Origin of the sequence: Pseudomonas sp. FP215, assembly GCF_030687795.1 — a bacterium.
Classification (GTDB): Bacteria; Pseudomonadota; Gammaproteobacteria; order Pseudomonadales; family Pseudomonadaceae; genus Aquipseudomonas; species Aquipseudomonas salmasensis.
The window spans coordinates 3199950-3216859 of sequence record NZ_CP117447.1; the positions used below are offsets into that span (position 1 = coordinate 3199950).

15 protein-coding genes are annotated in these 16910 nt (G+C 60.2%); 9 read left to right on the plus strand and 6 right to left on the minus strand.

Annotated features, from left to right (window positions below; genetic code table 11):
* Positions 1-47 precede the first annotated feature (47 nt).
* Entirely contained in the window at positions 48-317 is a 270-nt protein-coding gene (locus PSH76_RS14495; RefSeq protein ID WP_044273505.1) for a DUF1652 domain-containing protein, read from the minus strand.
* 370 nt (positions 318-687) lie between these two features.
* On the opposite strand from PSH76_RS14495, the gene PSH76_RS14500 reads away from it, so the two are divergent.
* On the plus strand, positions 688-888 hold the full coding sequence (locus tag PSH76_RS14500) for a ParD-like family protein (protein WP_003190946.1): 201 nt from the start codon (positions 688-690) through the stop codon (positions 886-888).
* Positions 888-1667, plus strand: a complete 780-nt coding sequence (gene map / locus PSH76_RS14505) for a type I methionyl aminopeptidase (protein WP_032892059.1) — start codon at positions 888-890, stop codon at positions 1665-1667. The genes PSH76_RS14500 and map overlap by 1 nt, the downstream gene beginning before the upstream one ends.
* 37 nt (positions 1668-1704) lie before the next feature.
* Here the strand turns inward: map and sfnG are convergent, their stop codons facing one another.
* Positions 1705-2829, minus strand: coding sequence for a dimethylsulfone monooxygenase SfnG (gene sfnG / locus PSH76_RS14510; RefSeq protein ID WP_278918220.1), 1125 nt, complete (start codon positions 2827-2829; stop codon positions 1705-1707).
* A 659-nt stretch (positions 2830-3488) separates the two neighbouring features.
* Positions 3489-4274, minus strand: coding sequence for a sulfite exporter TauE/SafE family protein (locus PSH76_RS14515; protein ID WP_138762603.1), 786 nt, complete (start codon positions 4272-4274; stop codon positions 3489-3491).
* Positions 4275-4467: 193 nt separating this feature from the next.
* Between PSH76_RS14515 and PSH76_RS14520 the strand changes: the two genes are divergently transcribed.
* The 3 genes from PSH76_RS14520 to PSH76_RS14530 all read left to right on the plus strand — a co-directional run bounded on the left by PSH76_RS14520 (position 4468) and on the right by PSH76_RS14530 (position 6277).
* Positions 4468-4989 carry a DUF3455 domain-containing protein gene (locus PSH76_RS14520; protein ID WP_003190941.1) on the plus strand — a complete coding sequence of 174 codons (522 nt, stop codon included), beginning with the start codon at positions 4468-4470 and terminating at the stop codon, positions 4987-4989.
* An 86-nt stretch (positions 4990-5075) separates the two neighbouring features.
* The gene (locus PSH76_RS14525; protein WP_003190939.1) at positions 5076-5606 is read left to right on the plus strand and encodes a sigma-70 family RNA polymerase sigma factor; all 531 of its coding nucleotides are present in this window, start codon (positions 5076-5078) and stop codon (positions 5604-5606) included.
* A complete protein-coding gene (locus tag PSH76_RS14530) occupies positions 5603-6277 on the plus strand; it encodes an anti-sigma factor domain-containing protein (protein ID WP_305494379.1) in 675 nt (224 codons plus the stop codon). The genes PSH76_RS14525 and PSH76_RS14530 overlap by 4 nt, the downstream gene beginning before the upstream one ends.
* On the opposite strand, the gene PSH76_RS14535 is transcribed toward PSH76_RS14530, so the two are convergent.
* Positions 6278-7579 carry an ATP-binding protein gene (locus tag PSH76_RS14535; RefSeq protein ID WP_305494380.1) on the minus strand — a complete coding sequence of 434 codons (1302 nt, stop codon included), beginning with the start codon at positions 7577-7579 and terminating at the stop codon, positions 6278-6280.
* A 3-nt stretch (positions 7580-7582) separates the two neighbouring features.
* Positions 7583-8284, minus strand: a complete 702-nt coding sequence (locus PSH76_RS14540) for a response regulator transcription factor (RefSeq protein WP_305494381.1) — start codon at positions 8282-8284, stop codon at positions 7583-7585.
* Between the two features lie 171 nt (positions 8285-8455).
* Here PSH76_RS14540 and PSH76_RS14545 point away from each other — a divergent pair, with 171 nt between their 5' ends.
* The 4 genes from PSH76_RS14545 to PSH76_RS14560 all read left to right on the plus strand — a co-directional run bounded on the left by PSH76_RS14545 (position 8456) and on the right by PSH76_RS14560 (position 14508).
* Positions 8456-9598: an efflux RND transporter periplasmic adaptor subunit gene (locus PSH76_RS14545; protein ID WP_032892065.1), complete on the plus strand. Its 1143-nt coding sequence runs from the start codon at positions 8456-8458 to the stop codon at positions 9596-9598.
* Between the two features lie 6 nt (positions 9599-9604).
* Positions 9605-12703, plus strand: coding sequence for an efflux RND transporter permease subunit (locus PSH76_RS14550; protein WP_305494382.1), 3099 nt, complete (start codon positions 9605-9607; stop codon positions 12701-12703).
* Positions 12704-13199: 496 nt separating this feature from the next.
* On the plus strand, positions 13200-13841 hold the full coding sequence (locus tag PSH76_RS14555) for a DUF1345 domain-containing protein (RefSeq protein ID WP_138762599.1): 642 nt from the start codon (positions 13200-13202) through the stop codon (positions 13839-13841).
* Between the two features lie 205 nt (positions 13842-14046).
* Positions 14047-14508, plus strand: a complete 462-nt coding sequence (locus tag PSH76_RS14560; protein WP_138183575.1) for a hypothetical protein — start codon at positions 14047-14049, stop codon at positions 14506-14508.
* Positions 14509-14564: 56 nt separating this feature from the next.
* Here PSH76_RS14560 and PSH76_RS14565 read toward each other — a convergent pair whose 3' ends face one another.
* The gene (locus PSH76_RS14565) at positions 14565-16826 is read right to left on the minus strand and encodes an autotransporter outer membrane beta-barrel domain-containing protein (RefSeq protein WP_138762598.1); all 2262 of its coding nucleotides are present in this window, start codon (positions 16824-16826) and stop codon (positions 14565-14567) included.
* Positions 16827-16910: the final 84 nt, after the last annotated feature.

Sequence of the window (16910 nt, forward strand, 5' to 3'; positions counted from 1 at the left end):
CTGGCACATACCAGGCCCACGGTCTCAATTGACCCTCAAGCGATCAACTAGTGATAACCGCGCCCGCCTGCTCGTTGCAGGACCGGTGCGTGGTGGTGCCTGAGGTCCTCACGCAACCCGGTGATCAGGTTGCAAATGGCTCGACTGCTGTCGAGTTTGTCAGCGTTTATACCTTTGACTTCCAAATCCACCCGGTCACGGTCGCGCTCGTCGTAGACCCTGATGGTCAACGACGCATCCTCGGCTTTGGTGCACTCGCACCGTTTAGGCAGGAAACTTCCTTCAATAATGCTGCGAAGCTCTAGTTCTGAAAGCATGGCTAACCTCTCCTTTTTTGAGACTGCCAACATGTATATGTCACCGACAGGCACTTGCCTGCCACGTCTTGCCAACCTTGGAAGACGCTTTCAATCAATAAGCCTACTCGGCAAAAACCGCTGTGGTTGTAACCTTTCCTCATAAGCAAGCCGCTTGCTCATAGTAAACAAAACGCTCTTTTTGGCATCATCGTCGAACTACATCGATTAAACGTTTAACCCGCAGCGTGGGGGACAGGCGTTTATGTGGAAATCCGTTTTTCGGCAACATATCGCAACCAATCAGCCCACCATCGTCCAGCCGACGGAGGCTTGCGATAAACATACGAAACATATACGATTCGTATATCAATTAAACACAGTGAACCTCATGGGCATCGTCAAGATTACCGATCAGCTGCACGAACAACTGCGCCTGGCCAGCGCCGCCATGGACCGCTCCATCAACGCCCAGGCCGAGTTCTGGATCAAGATCGGCCTGCTCGCCGAACTCAACCCGCACCTGCCCTACAACGAGCTGATCAACAAGCTGCTGCTGGACAAACCCGACCTGATCCGGGGGCGTAGCTGATGATCAAGACTCCCGCACAACTGGCCGTGATGCGTGAAGCCGGGCGCCTGTTGGCGCAAGTCTTCGACATGCTCGACGGCTTCGTCGCCGCCGGCCGCTCTACCCTGGAGCTGGACAGCACCGTCGAAGCCTTCATCCGCAATGACCTCAAGGCCCGCCCTGCCAGCCTGGGGCAGTACGACTACCCCTTTTGCATCAACACCTCGATCAACGAAGTGGTGTGCCACGGCATGCCCAGCGCCAAGCAGTTTCTCAAGGACGGCGACATCATCAACATCGACATCACCCTGGAAAAAGGCGGCTTCATCGCCGACTCCAGCAAGATGTACATGATCGGCAACGTGACGCCCAAGGCCAGGCGTCTGGTGGACATGACCTTTGAGGCGATGTGGGCCGGTATCCGCCAGGTCAAGCCCGGCGCGCGCCTGGGCGATATCGGCCATGCGATCCAGAGCCACGCGCAAGCCAACGGCTACAGCGTGGTGCGCGAATACTGCGGCCACGGCATCGGCCGGCAAATGCACGAAGAGCCGCAAATCCTGCACTTCGGCCGGCCTGGCACCGGCCTGGAACTGCGCCAAGGCATGGTGTTTACCATCGAACCGATGCTTAACCAGGGCAGCGCCAAAACTCGCAGCCTGAAAGACGGCTGGACGGTGGTCACCAAGGACAACAGCCTCTCGGCGCAATGGGAACATACCGTGGCGGTGACGGCGGATGGGTTTGAAGTGCTGACCTTGCAAACCCCTCAAAACCTTCACACCCCTCAAACCCTGTAGGAGCGAGCTTGCTCGCGAAGGCCGCAAGGACTACGCGTTAAACCAGGCTCCCCACTTTTTCGTTGACGTTTTTCGCGAGCGAGCTCGCTCCTACAGTGGCCTTGGCTTCGAGCTCGCGTACCAGCGGCAATACACGCTGGCCGAAATACTCCACTTCTTCCTGAAAGTGCAGAAAGCCTGCAAGCACCAAGTCCACCCCCACGGCCTTGAGTGCGACGATGCGCTCGGCGATCTGCTGCGGTGTGCCGATCAGGTTGGTCTTGAAGCCATCGTTGTATTGCACCAGGTCCTCAAAGCTGGACTTGGCCCAGTTGCCCTCGCCCTCCGGCGACGCCTTGCCTGCTTGCCTGGCCGCGTCACCAAAGGCATTGACCGCCTCCGGGTCGGCTTGGTCGATGATCTGCGCCAGCACCGCCCGGGCCTCCTCCTCCGTGTCGCGGGCGATCACAAAGGCGTTCACCCCCACCTTCACCGAATGGTGGTTGGCAGCGGCCTTGGCGCGGATATCATCGACCTGGGCCTTGACGCCTTCGGGCGTGTTGCCGTTGGTGAAATACCAATCCGACACCCGCGCCGCCATATCCCGCGCCGCCCGCGAACTGCCGCCCTGGAAAATCTCCGGCTGGCCCAGGGGCTTAGGCTTGAGGGTGTAATGGTTGAAGCGATAGAAATCACCCTTGAAGGTAAAATCGTCCTGGGTCCAGATGCCTTTGAGGGCACGAATAAACTCTTCGGAACGCCGATAGCGCTCATCATGCTCCAGCCAATGCTCGCCAATGGCCTGGAACTCGCCCTTGAACCAGCCACTGACGATATTCACCGCAATACGGCCATTGGTGAGTTGGTCGATAGTCGCCAATTGCTTGGCCGCCAACGCCGGTTGCCACGGCCCGGGCAGAATCGCCGCGATGACCTTGAGGGTGGTGGTTGCCGCGAGCAACGCATGGCTGAACGCCACGGACTCATGCTGGTTCTCGGCGCCATAGCCTGCGGTAAAGCGAATCTGCGTCAAGCCATACTCAAAGCCCGCGGCCTCCGCCAACTGCGCCAGCTTGCGGTTGTACTCGATGCCCCAGTGGGTGCGCTGTTCAATCTTACTGACGACCAACCCACCGCTGACGTTGGGTACCCAATAGGCAAATTTCACGGCTTGCTGACTCATCGGACGGTACCTCGCACAAGGGATGTACAAGGGCTTAGGCAGCAAGCGTGCCAGGGGCAGGCAAATGCCGACAACCTGGGGGTTACAGGGCAAAAAGGATGATTGAAGCGTTGGTTCGCCAATGTCTGGGATCGCAGCGATTTGTGGATCTGCTGTTGCTGGAGCAACAGTGGCGACCGGCGCCAAGCGTACCCACGATGCGAAGCGAGCCGCTCTTGATCTTGATCTGCTTTTGATCTCAGGCGCCCCGTCAAACCACGCTGGCCGGAATTCGACAGGGATTTGGGGGGTAAACCGGCAGGGATGCCGGTTTAGCCGCCCCGCGCCATGGATGGCGCGTGGCGGCGGCCCCCCAAATCACTGGCGGATTACGGGCACACCGAGCCTAAGCGAGGTGCCGAGTGGTGGGGCAAGAGCGTTTTGCTTACTTTTGCGCTGTTCAAAAGTGAGCCGCCGTCAGGGCGGAACCCTAAGCGGCCGTTACCTAAATAACGGATATGTACCCGGTCCAACTGTGTTGACTGTCAGGCCGCCATCGCAGGCAAGCCAGCTCCCACAGTTAGAGCGTGGTGTGTCAGGTAGATAGATGTCGGCTGGGAGGCCGTCATCGCAGGCAAGCCAGCTCCCACAGTTGGAGCGCGGGGTGTCAGGCCGAACACTCAGAACGCCAACTTGTACCCCACCGCCATCAACATCACCGCCAGGCACGGCCGCAACACCCCATCGGGAATCTTGCCCGTCATATGGCTGCCAACATAGATCCCCGGCAACGACCCCATCAGCAAAAACCCCAGCAAATGCCAATCCATATTCCCCATGCTGGCATGGCCCAGGCCCGCCACCAAGGTCAGGGGCACCGCATGGGCGATCTCAGTGCCAACCAGGCGCCGCGTGGCCAGGAACGGGTACAGAATAAACAACGCCACCGTGCCCAGAGCGCCAGCGCCGATCGAGGTCAGCGCCACCATGGTGCCGAGGATCGCACCTGTCACGACAGTGAGCATATTCAGATTGCGCGGGCGCAGATGATAGGAATCGCCAGCATGACGTTGGGCAAAAGCCAACAAGCTTTTCTTGAACAGGATCGCCAGGGCGGTCAGCAGCAATACCACGCCCAGGGCCTGCTTGATCACCGCATTCATCGCACTGGGGTCGGTGTGCAAGCTGGCCAGGAACCATAACGTCAGCAACACCGCCGGCACGCTGCCAAGGGTAAGCCAGCCGGTAATGGTCCAGTCGATATTCTTGTTCTTGCTGTGCACCAGCACACCACCGGACTTGGTAATCGCGGCGTACAGCAGGTCGGTGCCCACCGCAGTAGCTGGGTTGATGCCAAACCACAGCAGGATCGGGGTCATAAGCGAACCGCCGCCCACCCCCGTCATGCCCACGATAAAACCCACGATCAGGCCGGCAACCACGAAACCAATATTACCTACATCCATTCCAGCTACCCGCGGCCTTATAAATTTCTGGCCGCAGGATAGCGATTTTTCTTATAACCACTTATACCGATGCGATCTGAGTTTATGCTTTTTTGGAAATCTTCACTTTTTTTGCAAAGCACTGCATCCAATGGGCGGGGCTGGGCCGTAGTCATCAACGTAACCCTGCTGTTCTACCCAATGGAGAAACACCATGAACGCTAAAACACTGCTGTGCTTGACCGGCCTGCTCATCGCCGCGCCATCGGCGTTTGCCCAGGCGGGCCTGCCAGACAGCATCAAGGTGCCGGATGGCCACAAGCTGGCAATGCAAACCACCGGGGTCGGCGAAATCACCTATGAATGCCGCGACAAGGCCAACGCTGCCGGCCAGACCGAGTGGACCTTCGTCGGCCCCAAAGCCGTGTTGAACGACCGTAACGGCCAGCAGGTCGGCACCTACTTCGGCCCACCCGCCACCTGGCAGGCCAAGGACGGCTCGACCATCACCGGCACGCAATTGGCCGTGGCGCCGTCGAGCCCGGGTAACCTGCCCTATCAACTGGTCAAGGCCAACCCGGCCGAGGGCAAGGGTGCGATGAGCGGCGTGACGTATATCCAGCGGGTTGCGCTCAAAGGCGGGGTCGCTCCCGCTACGCCCTGCACCACGGCGAACAAAGGCGCCAAGGAAGTGGTGAAATACCAGGCGGATTACCTCTTCTGGGCCGCCAACTGAGCAAACTCAGCTACGCTGGCCAGGTAGGCGCGAGCAACCTCGCGCCTACCACGCGTAGACGTCTCCTCAGTGGCAGGAATTCTGGTTTGGCTGAAATCATCTTTGATTATGAAGTGTGCCTGTTAGCCTGCGCCCGCGGCGATCAACGCGCCCTGCACCAGCTCTATGAGCAGGACAGCAGCCGCTTGCTCGGTGTGGCCCTGCGCATTACCCGCAACAAGGCCCTGGCCGAGGACATTGTGCATGACGCCTTTATCAAGATCTGGCACGGCGCGCGCAGTTTCGACCCCCTGCGAGGCTCCGCACGGGGTTGGGTGTTCAGCGTGACTCGCCACCTGGCCTTGGACGTTGTACGCAGCGCCGGGCGTGACGTGCCGCTGGACGATCAGTACGAACCGCTGGCAGAGCCTGCCCAGGCCATCGAGTTTGCCGCACGCTCCGGGCAGATCCACCAATGCCTGGAACGCCTCGACCCGACGCGCCGCACCTGCATCCTGCACGCCTATGTGGACGGTTACTCCCACAGCGAAATCGCGCAAAAACTCAGTACCCCGCTGGGCACGGTCAAAGCCTGGATCAAACGCAGCCTCGCCGCGTTGCGCGAGTGCATGGCATGAACGACAACCTGGATGAACTGGCCAGCGAATACGTGCTGGGGACCCTGCCCGCCGAACAGCGCGCTGAGGTTCAAAAACGCCTGGCCCATGATGCGCCGCTGCGCGCAGCGGTGGATGCCTGGGAGCAGCGTCTGTTGCCTCTGGTGGCGCTGGCACAACCGGTGCCGCCTTCGGCACAGCTGTGGCGGCGTATTGAACGCCGCATCAAAGCCCCCGAAACGAGCGTGCCGTGGTGGAACCTGCTGGCGTTCTGGCGCGGGCTTTCCGCTGCTGGCCTGATGGCAAGCGTGGTGTTGGCGGCTTTATTACTGACGCGCCCACCCCTGCCCGCACCCAGCTTCGTGGTGGTGCTGATGGCGCCACAAAGCCAGGCACCGGGCTGGGTGGTACAGGCCAGTGATAATCAGCAGATCCAGTTGATCCCACTGGGGGTGATGGAGATTCCCGCTGACAAAGCCCTGGAGTTCTGGACCAAGGGCGATGGCTGGCAGGGCCCCGTCTCATTGGGGCTGGTAAAACCGGGGCAGACCTTGTCGATACCCCTGGACAAGCTGCCGCCGCTGGCGCCGAACCAGTTGTTTGAACTGACGCTGGAAGGGCCCAATGGCTCGCCTACCGGCAAACCCACCGGGCCGATTCACGGGATTGGCCGCGCAGTCAAAGTGCTTTGATCACGAAAGGTTAGGCAGCCACACACGAAACCGCGCCCCGCCCAGGGGCGACGCCAGGGCCGTCAAGGTGCCGCCCTGGGCCTCCAGGGCGCGCCGGCTGATCGCCAGGCCCAGGCCAAAGCCGCCGGTTGCGCGGTCGCGGCTGCGGTCCAGACGGTAGAACGGCTCGAAGATGCGCTCGCGCTGGTCCACCGGTATGCCGATGCCATCGTCGTCCACCCAGATTTCACAGCCTTTGGGGCATACACGCACGCCCACCTGGATGCGCTTGTCGCAGTAGCGCGTCGCGTTGCGCAGCAGGTTCTGCAAGGCTCGGGCGGTAAGGCGCGGGTCAAGGCTGAAGCGCTCCACGGCGCAATCGAGCACCACATCGATGACGATGTCGGGGTTTTCCAGCTCATCGTCGACGCTGCCCAACACGCTGTCGATAAACTCATCGAGCGCCACCTCTACCCGCTCCGGCAACTGCGCCGGGTTTTGCAGGCGGCTGTAAGACAGCAATTCCAGCACCAGTTCATCCAGCTCCCGAATATGCGCCACCAGGCTTTGCAAGCGCTCGCGGCTGGCTGCGGGCATGTCTTCGGAAAGCGCCAGGGCCAGGCCGAAATCCAGGCGGGTGAGCGGTGTGCGCAGTTCATGAGAGACCGCATTGAGCAAGTCGCGCTGCTGGTTCAAGAGACGTTCGATATCGTCGGCCATGGTGTCGAACACCGCCGCCAGGCCGCCGATGCTGGAGCTGGGTGCGAGCCCCGTACGCGCCTCCAGATGGCCCTTGCCCAATAGCGCGGCGGTACTTTTCAAACGCTCCAGGTCACGCCAATGCGGACGCAGCCACACCAGCAAACACGCCAGCAAGGCGGCGCCGACCAGCACGTTCATCGACCAGTACAGCAGGTTCATGTCCAGCGGGTCTGGCGGCACAGTCAACTTGACTGCGAACTGCTGGTTGATCGGCGAGCTGATTTCTTCCATCCAGCCCCATTCGCCCAGGCGGATCACTGGCTTGCCTTGCTCCAGTAGCTGTTCTTCCTCAGGGGTATAGCGGGCATCCTGGCGCAGCAACAATTGCACCTTCAGCGGTGCAAAATCGTGGCTCAATTGGTCGGTCACCTGGGACCAGCGCTCCACCGGCGCCCGCTGGTACTGCTTGACCATGAGCTTTTGCAGGCCACGGGACTGTTCGATGTTGTAGTCCATGTAGCGGTGTTCGAACAGCTGGATCACCAGCTTGGGAATCAGGTAAATCGCCGCACTGTAAGTGACGATAGTGATCAGGTAGAGGCGCAGCAGTACGCGAAACATGCTTCAGCATTCCCACTCGGAACGGCTGAACAGATACCCCTTGCCCCACACCGTCTTGATCTTGCGCGCCTCGCCCGCATGGTCGTCGAACTTGCGCCGCAGCTTGGAGATGGCCACGTCCACCGAACGGTCGGTGCCGTTGAATTCGATACCGCGCAGGCGTTGCAGGATCTGATCGCGACTGAGCACTTCGCCGGCATGCCGGGCCAGTACCACCAGCAGGTTGTACTCACCGCTGGACAGCTCCACCGCCTGTTCGCGCCAGGTCACGGTGCGCTCGGACAAATCGATGCAGAGGTTGCCCATGACGATCTGGTCGCTGGCCACCTGGGGTTCGGACAGGCTGCTGCGCCGCAGCAATGTGCGCACCCGGGCCAGCAATACGCGCGGCTCGCAGGGTTTGGTCACGTAGTCGTCGGCGCCCATCTCCAGGCCCAGTACCTGGTCGTGGCTGTCATCGCGGGCGGTCAGCATCAGGATCGGCAGGCCCGCCGAATCGGCGCGCAGCAAGCGGCACACCTGCAGGCCGTCGAGGCCCGGCAGCATCAGGTCGAGGATCACCAGGACCGGTGGGTTCAGGCGTGCGCGTTCACGGACATGATCGCCACGGCTGAGCACGCTGACGTGGTAGCCGTTGCGTTCCAGGTAGCTGGCAATCAGCTCGGAGAGTGCGGCGTCGTCTTCCACCAGGAGGATGTTGGGCATGGTGTTTCCAAATAATGCGGTTTGTTGGTGTGTTGCAGGATTGTGCAAGGATATACGCCCCCGGCGCCCTGCGCGCCGTACCTTACACTTCTTCACAGACCCGCTACACAGCTTCACAGCACCACGGCGCAGGTGCCCCTAGGATGCGCCAGTCAATATTGGGATAAGAGCATGTCGAAGAATCTATTTGCGCCGTTTTGCCTGTTGGCCCTCACACTGGCGCTGAGCGCGTGTGGTCAGTCGGCAGACGAGGCGCCACAAATGCCCCTGGCCAAAGTGCGGATCGAAACCCTGCAGGCCAAGCCCCTCTCTATTACCAGCGAACTGAGCGGGCGCATCGCCGCACCGCGTATCGCCGAAGTCCGCGCGCGGGTCGCCGGGGTGGTCATGCAGCGGGTGTTCAACGAAGGTCACGATGTAAAACAAGGCGACGTGTTGTTCCGTATTGACCCGGCGCCGTTCAAGGCCGACCTGGACAGTGCCCAGGCCAACCTGAGCAAGGCCGAGGCCAATGCGTTCCAGGCGCGCCTGCAAGAACAGCGCTACAGCCAACTGGTGGAAGGCAATGCCATCAGCGGCCAGGAGTACGACAACGCCCGCGCCGCCTTGCGCCAAACCAACGCCGAAGTCGCCGCCAACAAGGCCGCCGTCGAGCGTGCCAAGCTGAATTTGGGCTATGCCACCGTAACCGCGCCGATTTCGGGGCGCATCGGCCGCGCCCTGGTGACCGAAGGCGCACTGGTCGGCCAGAACGAAGCCACGCCGCTGGCGATTATTCAGCAACTGGACCCGATCCACGCCGACCTGACCCAGTCCACCCGTGAGCTGAACGACCTACGCCGTGCGTTTCGTGCCGGCAGCCTGAAGCAGGTCGGCCAGGACCAGGCCAAGGCTACCTTGATCCAGGACGACGGCAGCCAGTACCCGTTGCCAGGCAAATTGCTCTTCGCTGACATCAGCGTCGACCCGGGCACCGGGCAGATCATCCTGCGCAGCGAGTTCCCCAACCCGGACCTCGACCTGCTGCCGGGCAGCTTCGTGCGGGTGCGCGTGGAACAGGCCGTCGACAAGCAAGGCCTCAGCGTGCCGCAACGCGCCATTACCCGTGACAGCGCCGGTATCCCGATGGTGTTGCTGCTGGATGCCGAGCAGACCGTCAGCCAGCAACCGGTGGAACTGGGCGCGGTGGTCGACAATCGCTGGATCGTCACCAGTGGCCTCAAGCCCGGCGACCGCATCATCGTCGAGGGCCTGCAACATGCGCGCCCCGGTGAAAAAGTTGAAGTGGACGACAGCCCGCTCGTAAAGGAATAACCCGTCATGCCGCAGTTCTTTATTGACCGCCCGATCTTCGCCTGGGTGGTGGCTTTGTTCATCTTGCTGGCCGGTGCGCTGGCCATCCCGCAGTTGCCGGTGGCCCAGTACCCCAACGTCGCGCCGCCCAAGGTGGAAATCTACGCGGTGTACCCTGGCGCCTCGGCCCAGACCCTGGATGAGAGCGTGGTCAGCCTGATCGAGCAGGAGCTCAACGGCGCCGATCACCTGCTGTATTTCGAATCCCAGAGCAGCCTGGGCTCAGCGACCATTACCGCCACGTTCCAGCCGGGTACCAACCCGGAAATGGCCCAGGTGGATGTGCAAAACCGCCTCAAGGCCGTGGAGCCGCGCCTGCCGCAAGCGGTGACCCAGCAGGGCTTGCAGGTGGAGAAAGTCTCCGCCGGCTTCCTGCTGCTGGTCACCCTGACCTCCAACGACGGCAAGCTCGACGACGTAGCGCTCAGCGATTACCTGGCGCGCAACGTGATGAACGAGCTCAAGCGCCTGGACGGCGTCGGCAAGGCCCAGTTGTACGGGGCCGAACGCGCCATGCGTATCTGGATTGACCCGCAGAAGCTGATCGGTTTCAACCTCACGCCGGCCGACGTCAACGCCGCGATCAGCGCCCAGAACGCCCAAGTCTCTGCGGGCAGCATCGGTGACCTGCCGGGTACCCACACCCAGGAAATCACCGCAGCGGTGCTGGTCAAGGGGCAACTCTCCACCCCGGCCGAATTCGCCGACATCGTGCTCAAAGCCAACCCCGACGGCTCCACCGTGCGCATCGGCGATGTGGCGCGGGTGGAAGTCGGCAGCCAGGAGTACCAGTTCTCCACCCGCCTGAACGGCAAGCCGTCCACCGCCGTCAGCGTGCAACTGTCTCCCGGCGCGAATGCCTTGAGTACCGCCACGCTGGTGCGGGCGAAAATGGACGAGTTGTCGCGCTACTTCCCGGCCAATGTGGAATACAAGATTCCCTACGACACCTCGCCCTTCGTCAAGGTCTCGATCACCAAGGTGGTCTACACCTTGCTGGAGGCGATGGCGCTGGTGTTTGCGGTAATGTTCCTGTTCCTGCAGAACGTGCGCTACACCTTGATTCCTACGCTGGTAGTGCCGATTGCGCTGATGGGCACCTTCGCCACCATGTTGCTGCTGGGTTTCTCGATCAACGTGCTGACCATGTTTGGCATGGTATTGGCCATCGGTATCCTGGTGGACGATGCCATCGTGGTGGTGGAAAACGTCGAGCGGATCATGGCCACCGAGGGCCTGTCGCCCAAGGACGCGACGAAGAAAGCCATGGGCCAGATCACCGGGGCCATCATCGGTATCACCCTGGTGCTGGTGGCGGTGTTCCTGCCGATGGCCTTCATGCCGGGTTCCGTGGGCGTGATCTACCAGCAGTTCTCGCTGTCGATGGCCACCTCGATCCTGTTCTCGGCGTTCCTGGCCCTGACCTTGACCCCGGCCCTGTGCGCCACCTTGCTCAAGCCGATTGCCAAGGGCGAGCACCATGCCAAGGGTGGTTTCTTCGGCTGGTTCAACCAGCGCTTTGACCAACTCACCAACCGCTACGAAGGCTGGGTGGCCTATGCCCTCAAGCGCAGCGGCCGCTACTTGCTGATCTACCTGGTCTTGCTGGTGGGCATGGGGCTGTTGTTCAGCCGCCTGCCCTCCTCGTTCCTGCCGGTGGAAGACCAGGGCTACACCATCACGGATATCCAGTTGCCGCCGGGCGCCAGCAAGAACCGTACGGTGCAGGTGGCCGAGCAGATCGAGGCACACAACGCCGAAGAGCCTGGGGTGGGTGATACCACCATGATCATGGGTTTCAGCTTTTCCGGTTCTGGGCAAAACGCGGCGCTGGCGTTTACCACGCTCAAGGATTGGTCGGAACGTGGCAGTGATGACTCCGCGTCCTCAATTGCTGATCGCGCCAACATGGCCTTCAGCGAACTCAAGGACGCGATTGCCTACGCGGTTCTGCCGCCACCGGTCGACGGCCTGGGCACGTCCAGTGGTTTCGAGTTCCGCTTGCAGGACCGCGGTGGCGTCGGCCATGCCGGGTTGATGGCCGCGCGTACCGAACTGCTGGACGCTGCTGCGAAAAGCCCGATCCTGGCCAACGTGCGTGAAAGCGCCCTGGCCGAAGCGCCGCAAGTGCAGCTGGAAGTGGACCGCAAGCAGGCCAACGCCTTGGGCGTTTCGTTTGCCGACGTGGGCAACGTGCTGTCCTCCGCGATCGGCTCGGCGTATATCAACGACTTCCCCAACCAGGGCCGCATGCAGCGCGTGGTGGTGCAGGCCGAAGGCGACCAGCGCAGCCAAGTGGCCGACCTGATGAAGATCCACGTGCGCAACAACGCCGGGAAGATGGTGCCGCTGTCGGCGTTTGTCCAAGCCAAGTGGACCCAAGGCCCGACGCAGTTGACCCGTTACAACGGCTACCCGGCCATCGCCATCAGCGGCGAAGCGGCGCCGGGGCACAGCACGGGCGAGGCCATGAACGAAATCCAGCGTTTGGTCAGCCAACTGCCTGCCGGGCTGGGCCAGGAATGGACGGGGTTGTCATTGCAGGAGCGCTTGTCCGGCTCCCAGGCACCGCTGCTGTTGGGCCTGTCGTTGCTGATCGTGTTCCTGTGCCTGGCCGCGCTGTATGAAAGCTGGTCGATCCCTACCTCAGTGTTGCTGGTGGTGCCGCTTGGGGTGCTGGGCGCGGTGTTGGCCGTGAGCTTGCGCGGGATGCCCAACGACGTGTTCTTCAAGGTTGGCTTGATCACCATCATCGGCCTGTCGGCGAAGAACGCGATCCTGATCATCGAGTTCGCCAAGGACCTGTATGACCAGGGCGAGGACTTGATCGACGCCACTTTGAAAGCAGCACGGTTGCGATTGCGGCCGATCATCATGACGTCCCTGGCGTTCATCCTCGGCGTGGTGCCCTTGGCAATTGCCACCGGGGCCAGCTCGGCCAGCCAGCAGGCGATTGGTACCGGTGTGATTGGCGGGATGATCACGGCGACATTGGCGGTGGTGTTTGTGCCAGTGTTCTTCGTGGTGGTAATGAAGCTGGTGCGCAAGCGCCATAAACCAAACTGATCAACCCCGCAGCCAATGTGGTGGCTTGCAAGTTGAACCCGTCGCCGCTAACCACGATGCGAAGCGAGCCGCTCTTGATCTTGATCTGCTTGTGATCTTGATCTCAGGCGCCCCGTTAAACCACGCTGGCCGAACGCAGGCTTGAATTCGTGGGTAACCCGGCAGGACGCCGGGTTAGCCGTCCTGGGCCAAGGATGGCCCATGACGGCGGCCCACGGATTCAAGCCTGCGTTCGGGCACACCGAGCCTAAGCGAGGTGCCGAGTGGTGGGGCAAGAGCGTTTTGCTTACTTTGCCGCTTTTGCAAAGTGAGCCGCCGTCAGGGCGGAACCCTAAGTGGCCGTTACCTAAATAACGGATATGTACCCGGTCCAACTGTATTGACTGCCAGGCCGCCTTCGCGAGCAAGCCCGCTCCCACAGGGTTATTGATTGCATTCATGATCAGGTACACCCGAATAAGCTATGGTGCTCAAACATAGTTATCTGTGAGCCGCCATGCCCTTCCTCGCCCGCACCCACCCTCGCCTCTCATCCGCCGCCGTACTGGGCCTGGCCGTCGGCCTCCTGGTGCCGGCCAACACCCTCGCCAGCAAAATCCTGATCGGCTGGAACGTCGGCGTCTGGACCTACCTGGTACTGATGCTGTGGCTCACCATTCGTGCCAAGGCCCCGGACGTCAAGCGCATCGCCGAAATCGAAGACGAGAACGCCGGCCTGGTGCTGTTCATGGTATGTATCGCCGCCATCGCCAGTTTGGCGACCATCACCTTCGAACTGGTGGGTAGCAAAGACCTTGCCACCTCGGAACGCCTGCTGCACTACGGTTTCACCGGGCTGACAGTCATCGGTTCGTGGTTGCTGATCGGAGTGATTTTCAGCGTGCATTATGCGCGCCTTTATTACACCTGGGACGGCAAGGAACCGGCGCTGCGTTTTGCCGAGGGACTGACGACGCCCAACTACTGGGACTTCCTGTATTTCTCGTTCACCATCAGCGTGGCGGTGCAGACTTCGGATGTGGGTGTGGCCACGCGAAGCATGCGCAAGGTGGTGCTGGGGCAGTCGTTGATCGGGTTTCTGTTCAATACAGCGATCCTGGGATTCTCGATCAATATTGCGGCAGGACTCTTCGGTTAAGCGATACACCCTCTTGCTGAGCACTTGCTTAAGCCTAAAAGAAATAACGAACCGACCTATTGAACTGTCATATCTGACAGTAGATTTATTCAAGAAAACGCGTCTAATTGAAACCAAGGTACGGTGGCTGATTCGAGGACAGTTGTCGATAAAGCCAGGCACCGTTCCGTGTTTTGACCTATTCATCAAAGATGGAGACGCAATCATGCCAGCACCAACTGCAACGCCGACGTCCCACCAACAGAGCGTATTGTTCCCCAGGGCACTTGAGGCAGAGGGAACCTTCTCGGTGTTCCTGGATGGCCAGAGCATCGAGATCAAAACCATCAATATTGTGAATGACCCCTTCCAACGCATTCTGGGTATTACCGGGCGCAACACCGAGGGCCAGGATACAGTGCGGGAAATCTATATTCAGTTTGCGGATCATACGCCGGCCGGCACCACGTTCAATTTGGCGCAGAGTGAATTCACCTCCACCAGAATTTGGCTATCGGTCAAGACACCGGACAAACCCTATGCCGTTCGCGGCATTGTCGGCACCTTGTCCATTCAAAAAATCTTCCCGCACCTTATCAAGGTACAAGGCGCCGCTGTTGCTACCACCGATACCGACGCGAACGGACAGATACACGACTTGATCATTAACTTCGACATTCACACCTGAACCAGCAAACAAAAAAAGCCCGTATCTAGCGATACGGGCTTTTTCCTAATCGGGATTTACCAGGTGTAACGAACACCCACGTTGGCACCCCAAGGCTGTTCAACTTTGCCGCCGCTGCTGTGTTCAAGGTCAGCATGCAGTTGCAGGTTCTTCGACAGCTTCACCGCCACCCCCGCACCGAACTCGGCACGCGAGCCAGATAGGTCGTTGTTGAATACATTGTTGTTCACCGACACCTTATTGTTGTTGGCAAACTCGTGCACCATTGCCGCCCGCAGGTAGGGCTGGACCACGCTGCCACTGTCGAGTTGGATATCACGGCCAACCGTTGCACCGGCCTTGGCCATGATCGAGCGAGTACGCTCACCCTTGGCTTGCAGGCCATTGTCCAGGTTGTAATTGGCACCCTGGATCACCACGGTCGACACCTGGGCATACGGCTCAACAAAGAAGCCGTCATCGAGCTTGATATTGCGACCGAACTCTGCCGACAAACCACCACCGGTGTTGTTGTACTTGCCTTTCGACGTGGTGCCGTCGCTCAAACCGACCTTGGACTCGTTGTGGAACCGGTTGACCTTGGCGACCGCATCGAAATACAGGCCACTCTCCTCGTCCAGCCAGGTGGCATAAGCGCCCAGGTAGTAGCTTTTCACGTTACCGGATGTACCGCGTTTGAGGTTCAGGTCAGACGTGCTGTGACCAGCCATCACACCCACCAACCACTGGCTATCGGCCAGCGGCATGTCGGCGCCCAGGGTAAAGCCCTGCTGGGTCTGGTCGTAGCCCGTGCTGTCAGACACTTTGTATTTGTTGCCATACCCGCGTATCCACAGACCCGACTGGCCAGGTTCAAAGCGCAATTCACCCATACGGGTACGCAGTGAAGTTGCCTCGCCGTACCACACGGTAGGTGCAGTATTGAACAGCGCCATGACTGAACGCGTACCAGGGCTGATCACGCGATTGTTCGGGTCAAGGAACCAGTCGGTCCCTTCCTTTTTCAAGCCGTAGGAGTAGGCACCTACGTCGACCGCATCGCCCACCAGGGAGAAATGGGCGTCGCCGCCACCAGTGTGCACGATGCGAATGTCTTCAGGGTTGACCGGCTCCGCACCGCTAGCAGTGAGCAACAGGCTGTGATTGCCCTTGGCCTCACCCTCGATGTTAAGAAAGTCGGTGACACCACGGGCAAAATCGGTGCCCATGACAAAGGTGCCGTTGCCTTCCAGTGTGTCCAGGCCCAACTGATAAAACGCATCAGTGGCACCAAACGTCACCGTGCCACCAGCCAGGTTCAAGGCGCCCACCTGGCTGTCACCGGTCAACTCCCAAAAAGATGCATCGCCCACGTTCAGGCTGGTGACATTTTTCAACTGGCCGGTAAGGCCGGCATTGTTCTGCAGGCTCAAATGCGCGGTGCTGCCATCCTCGACAATCACATTGCCGTTCAAACGACTGTTATCGATATTCATATTGGCGGTCGCGCCATCGTTCACTTCCAGCAGCGTGCCGTTACCACCGGTCAAGGTCGAACCATTGCGTACGTCGATGTCGACCGTCGGAACACGACCCGGCCTGCCTTCTACAAGAATCGCGGAACCCGTGCGACCTTCGACATGCGAGTTGTCCAGCACCAGCTTGCCGGTTTCAGCGCTGTTCAACAGGTTCGTCATGAGTACACCGTTCTTGCCACCGATCAATGTACTTTGGCTGGCGGTTACGAGTGCGCCGCTGTCCAGTCGAACGCCAGCACTGTCGGCACCGGTGCCTTCAACCCAGGTATTTTGGTTGAAATGCAGCTCGCTGTTACCTTGCGCAAGCGCACCGGCAGCAGCGCCTTTGATGACACTGCTGAACACTTCAGCAACCCCACCCTTAAGCGAACCGGCACTCTGAAACGCCTGCAAGCCAAAATTGGTATGGCTGATCAGGGTGCTGCCAGTGATGGTTGCGGTGCTGTCATCCAGGCGTACGGCGCCAAACGACGGGTTGCTCGACTCCACATGTGCACCAGTGAGGCTGACAGTCGAGCCTTGCGTAGCGCGGATATCATTCACACGGCTGCCGGCGTTCACGATCAACGCCGAATCATTGACCCGGATACTCTGTGCAGCGGCGCCATTAAGGGTCAGTTCGGACTTATGATCCAGTTGCCAGTCTTTGGACGCTTCACTGGCGTCAATGGTCTTTTGTTCGCCAATCAAATGATCGGCGTGGGCAGCCCCCTGAACCGCTGCAAACATAAGCAGGGTCATGGTCGGGACTTTCATAATCGCGCTCAAGGGCTTGAGCTTAAAGTGGGCGGGTACGTGCATGGTCGTTCACTCTCTGGGGTAGAGCCGATGAAAACGGTTTGGCTCGTTCCCAAGGAATGGAGCCTTACCTGTACGGCGCAGAGA

Excerpts from the sequence above, each read along its gene's own strand:
- PSH76_RS14495 (WP_044273505.1), bottom strand. The coding sequence starts at position 317 with ATGCTTTCAGAACTAGAGCTTCGCAGCATTATTGAAGGAAGTTTCCTG.
- PSH76_RS14500 (WP_003190946.1), top strand. The coding sequence starts at position 688 with ATGGGCATCGTCAAGATTACCGATCAGCTGCACGAACAACTGCGCCTG.
- map (WP_032892059.1), top strand. The coding sequence starts at position 888 with ATGATCAAGACTCCCGCACAACTGGCCGTGATGCGTGAAGCCGGGCGC.
- sfnG (WP_278918220.1), bottom strand. The coding sequence starts at position 2,829 with ATGAGTCAGCAAGCCGTGAAATTTGCCTATTGGGTACCCAACGTCAGC.
- PSH76_RS14515 (WP_138762603.1), bottom strand. The coding sequence starts at position 4,274 with ATGGATGTAGGTAATATTGGTTTCGTGGTTGCCGGCCTGATCGTGGGT.
- PSH76_RS14520 (WP_003190941.1), top strand. The coding sequence starts at position 4,468 with ATGAACGCTAAAACACTGCTGTGCTTGACCGGCCTGCTCATCGCCGCG.
- PSH76_RS14530 (WP_305494379.1), top strand. The coding sequence starts at position 5,603 with ATGAACGACAACCTGGATGAACTGGCCAGCGAATACGTGCTGGGGACC.
- PSH76_RS14535 (WP_305494380.1), bottom strand. The coding sequence starts at position 7,579 with ATGTTTCGCGTACTGCTGCGCCTCTACCTGATCACTATCGTCACTTAC.
- PSH76_RS14540 (WP_305494381.1), bottom strand. The coding sequence starts at position 8,284 with ATGCCCAACATCCTCCTGGTGGAAGACGACGCCGCACTCTCCGAGCTG.
- PSH76_RS14545 (WP_032892065.1), top strand. The coding sequence starts at position 8,456 with ATGTCGAAGAATCTATTTGCGCCGTTTTGCCTGTTGGCCCTCACACTG.
- PSH76_RS14550 (WP_305494382.1), top strand. The coding sequence starts at position 9,605 with ATGCCGCAGTTCTTTATTGACCGCCCGATCTTCGCCTGGGTGGTGGCT.
- PSH76_RS14555 (WP_138762599.1), top strand. The coding sequence starts at position 13,200 with ATGCCCTTCCTCGCCCGCACCCACCCTCGCCTCTCATCCGCCGCCGTA.
- PSH76_RS14560 (WP_138183575.1), top strand. The coding sequence starts at position 14,047 with ATGCCAGCACCAACTGCAACGCCGACGTCCCACCAACAGAGCGTATTG.
- PSH76_RS14565 (WP_138762598.1), bottom strand. The coding sequence starts at position 16,826 with ATGCACGTACCCGCCCACTTTAAGCTCAAGCCCTTGAGCGCGATTATG.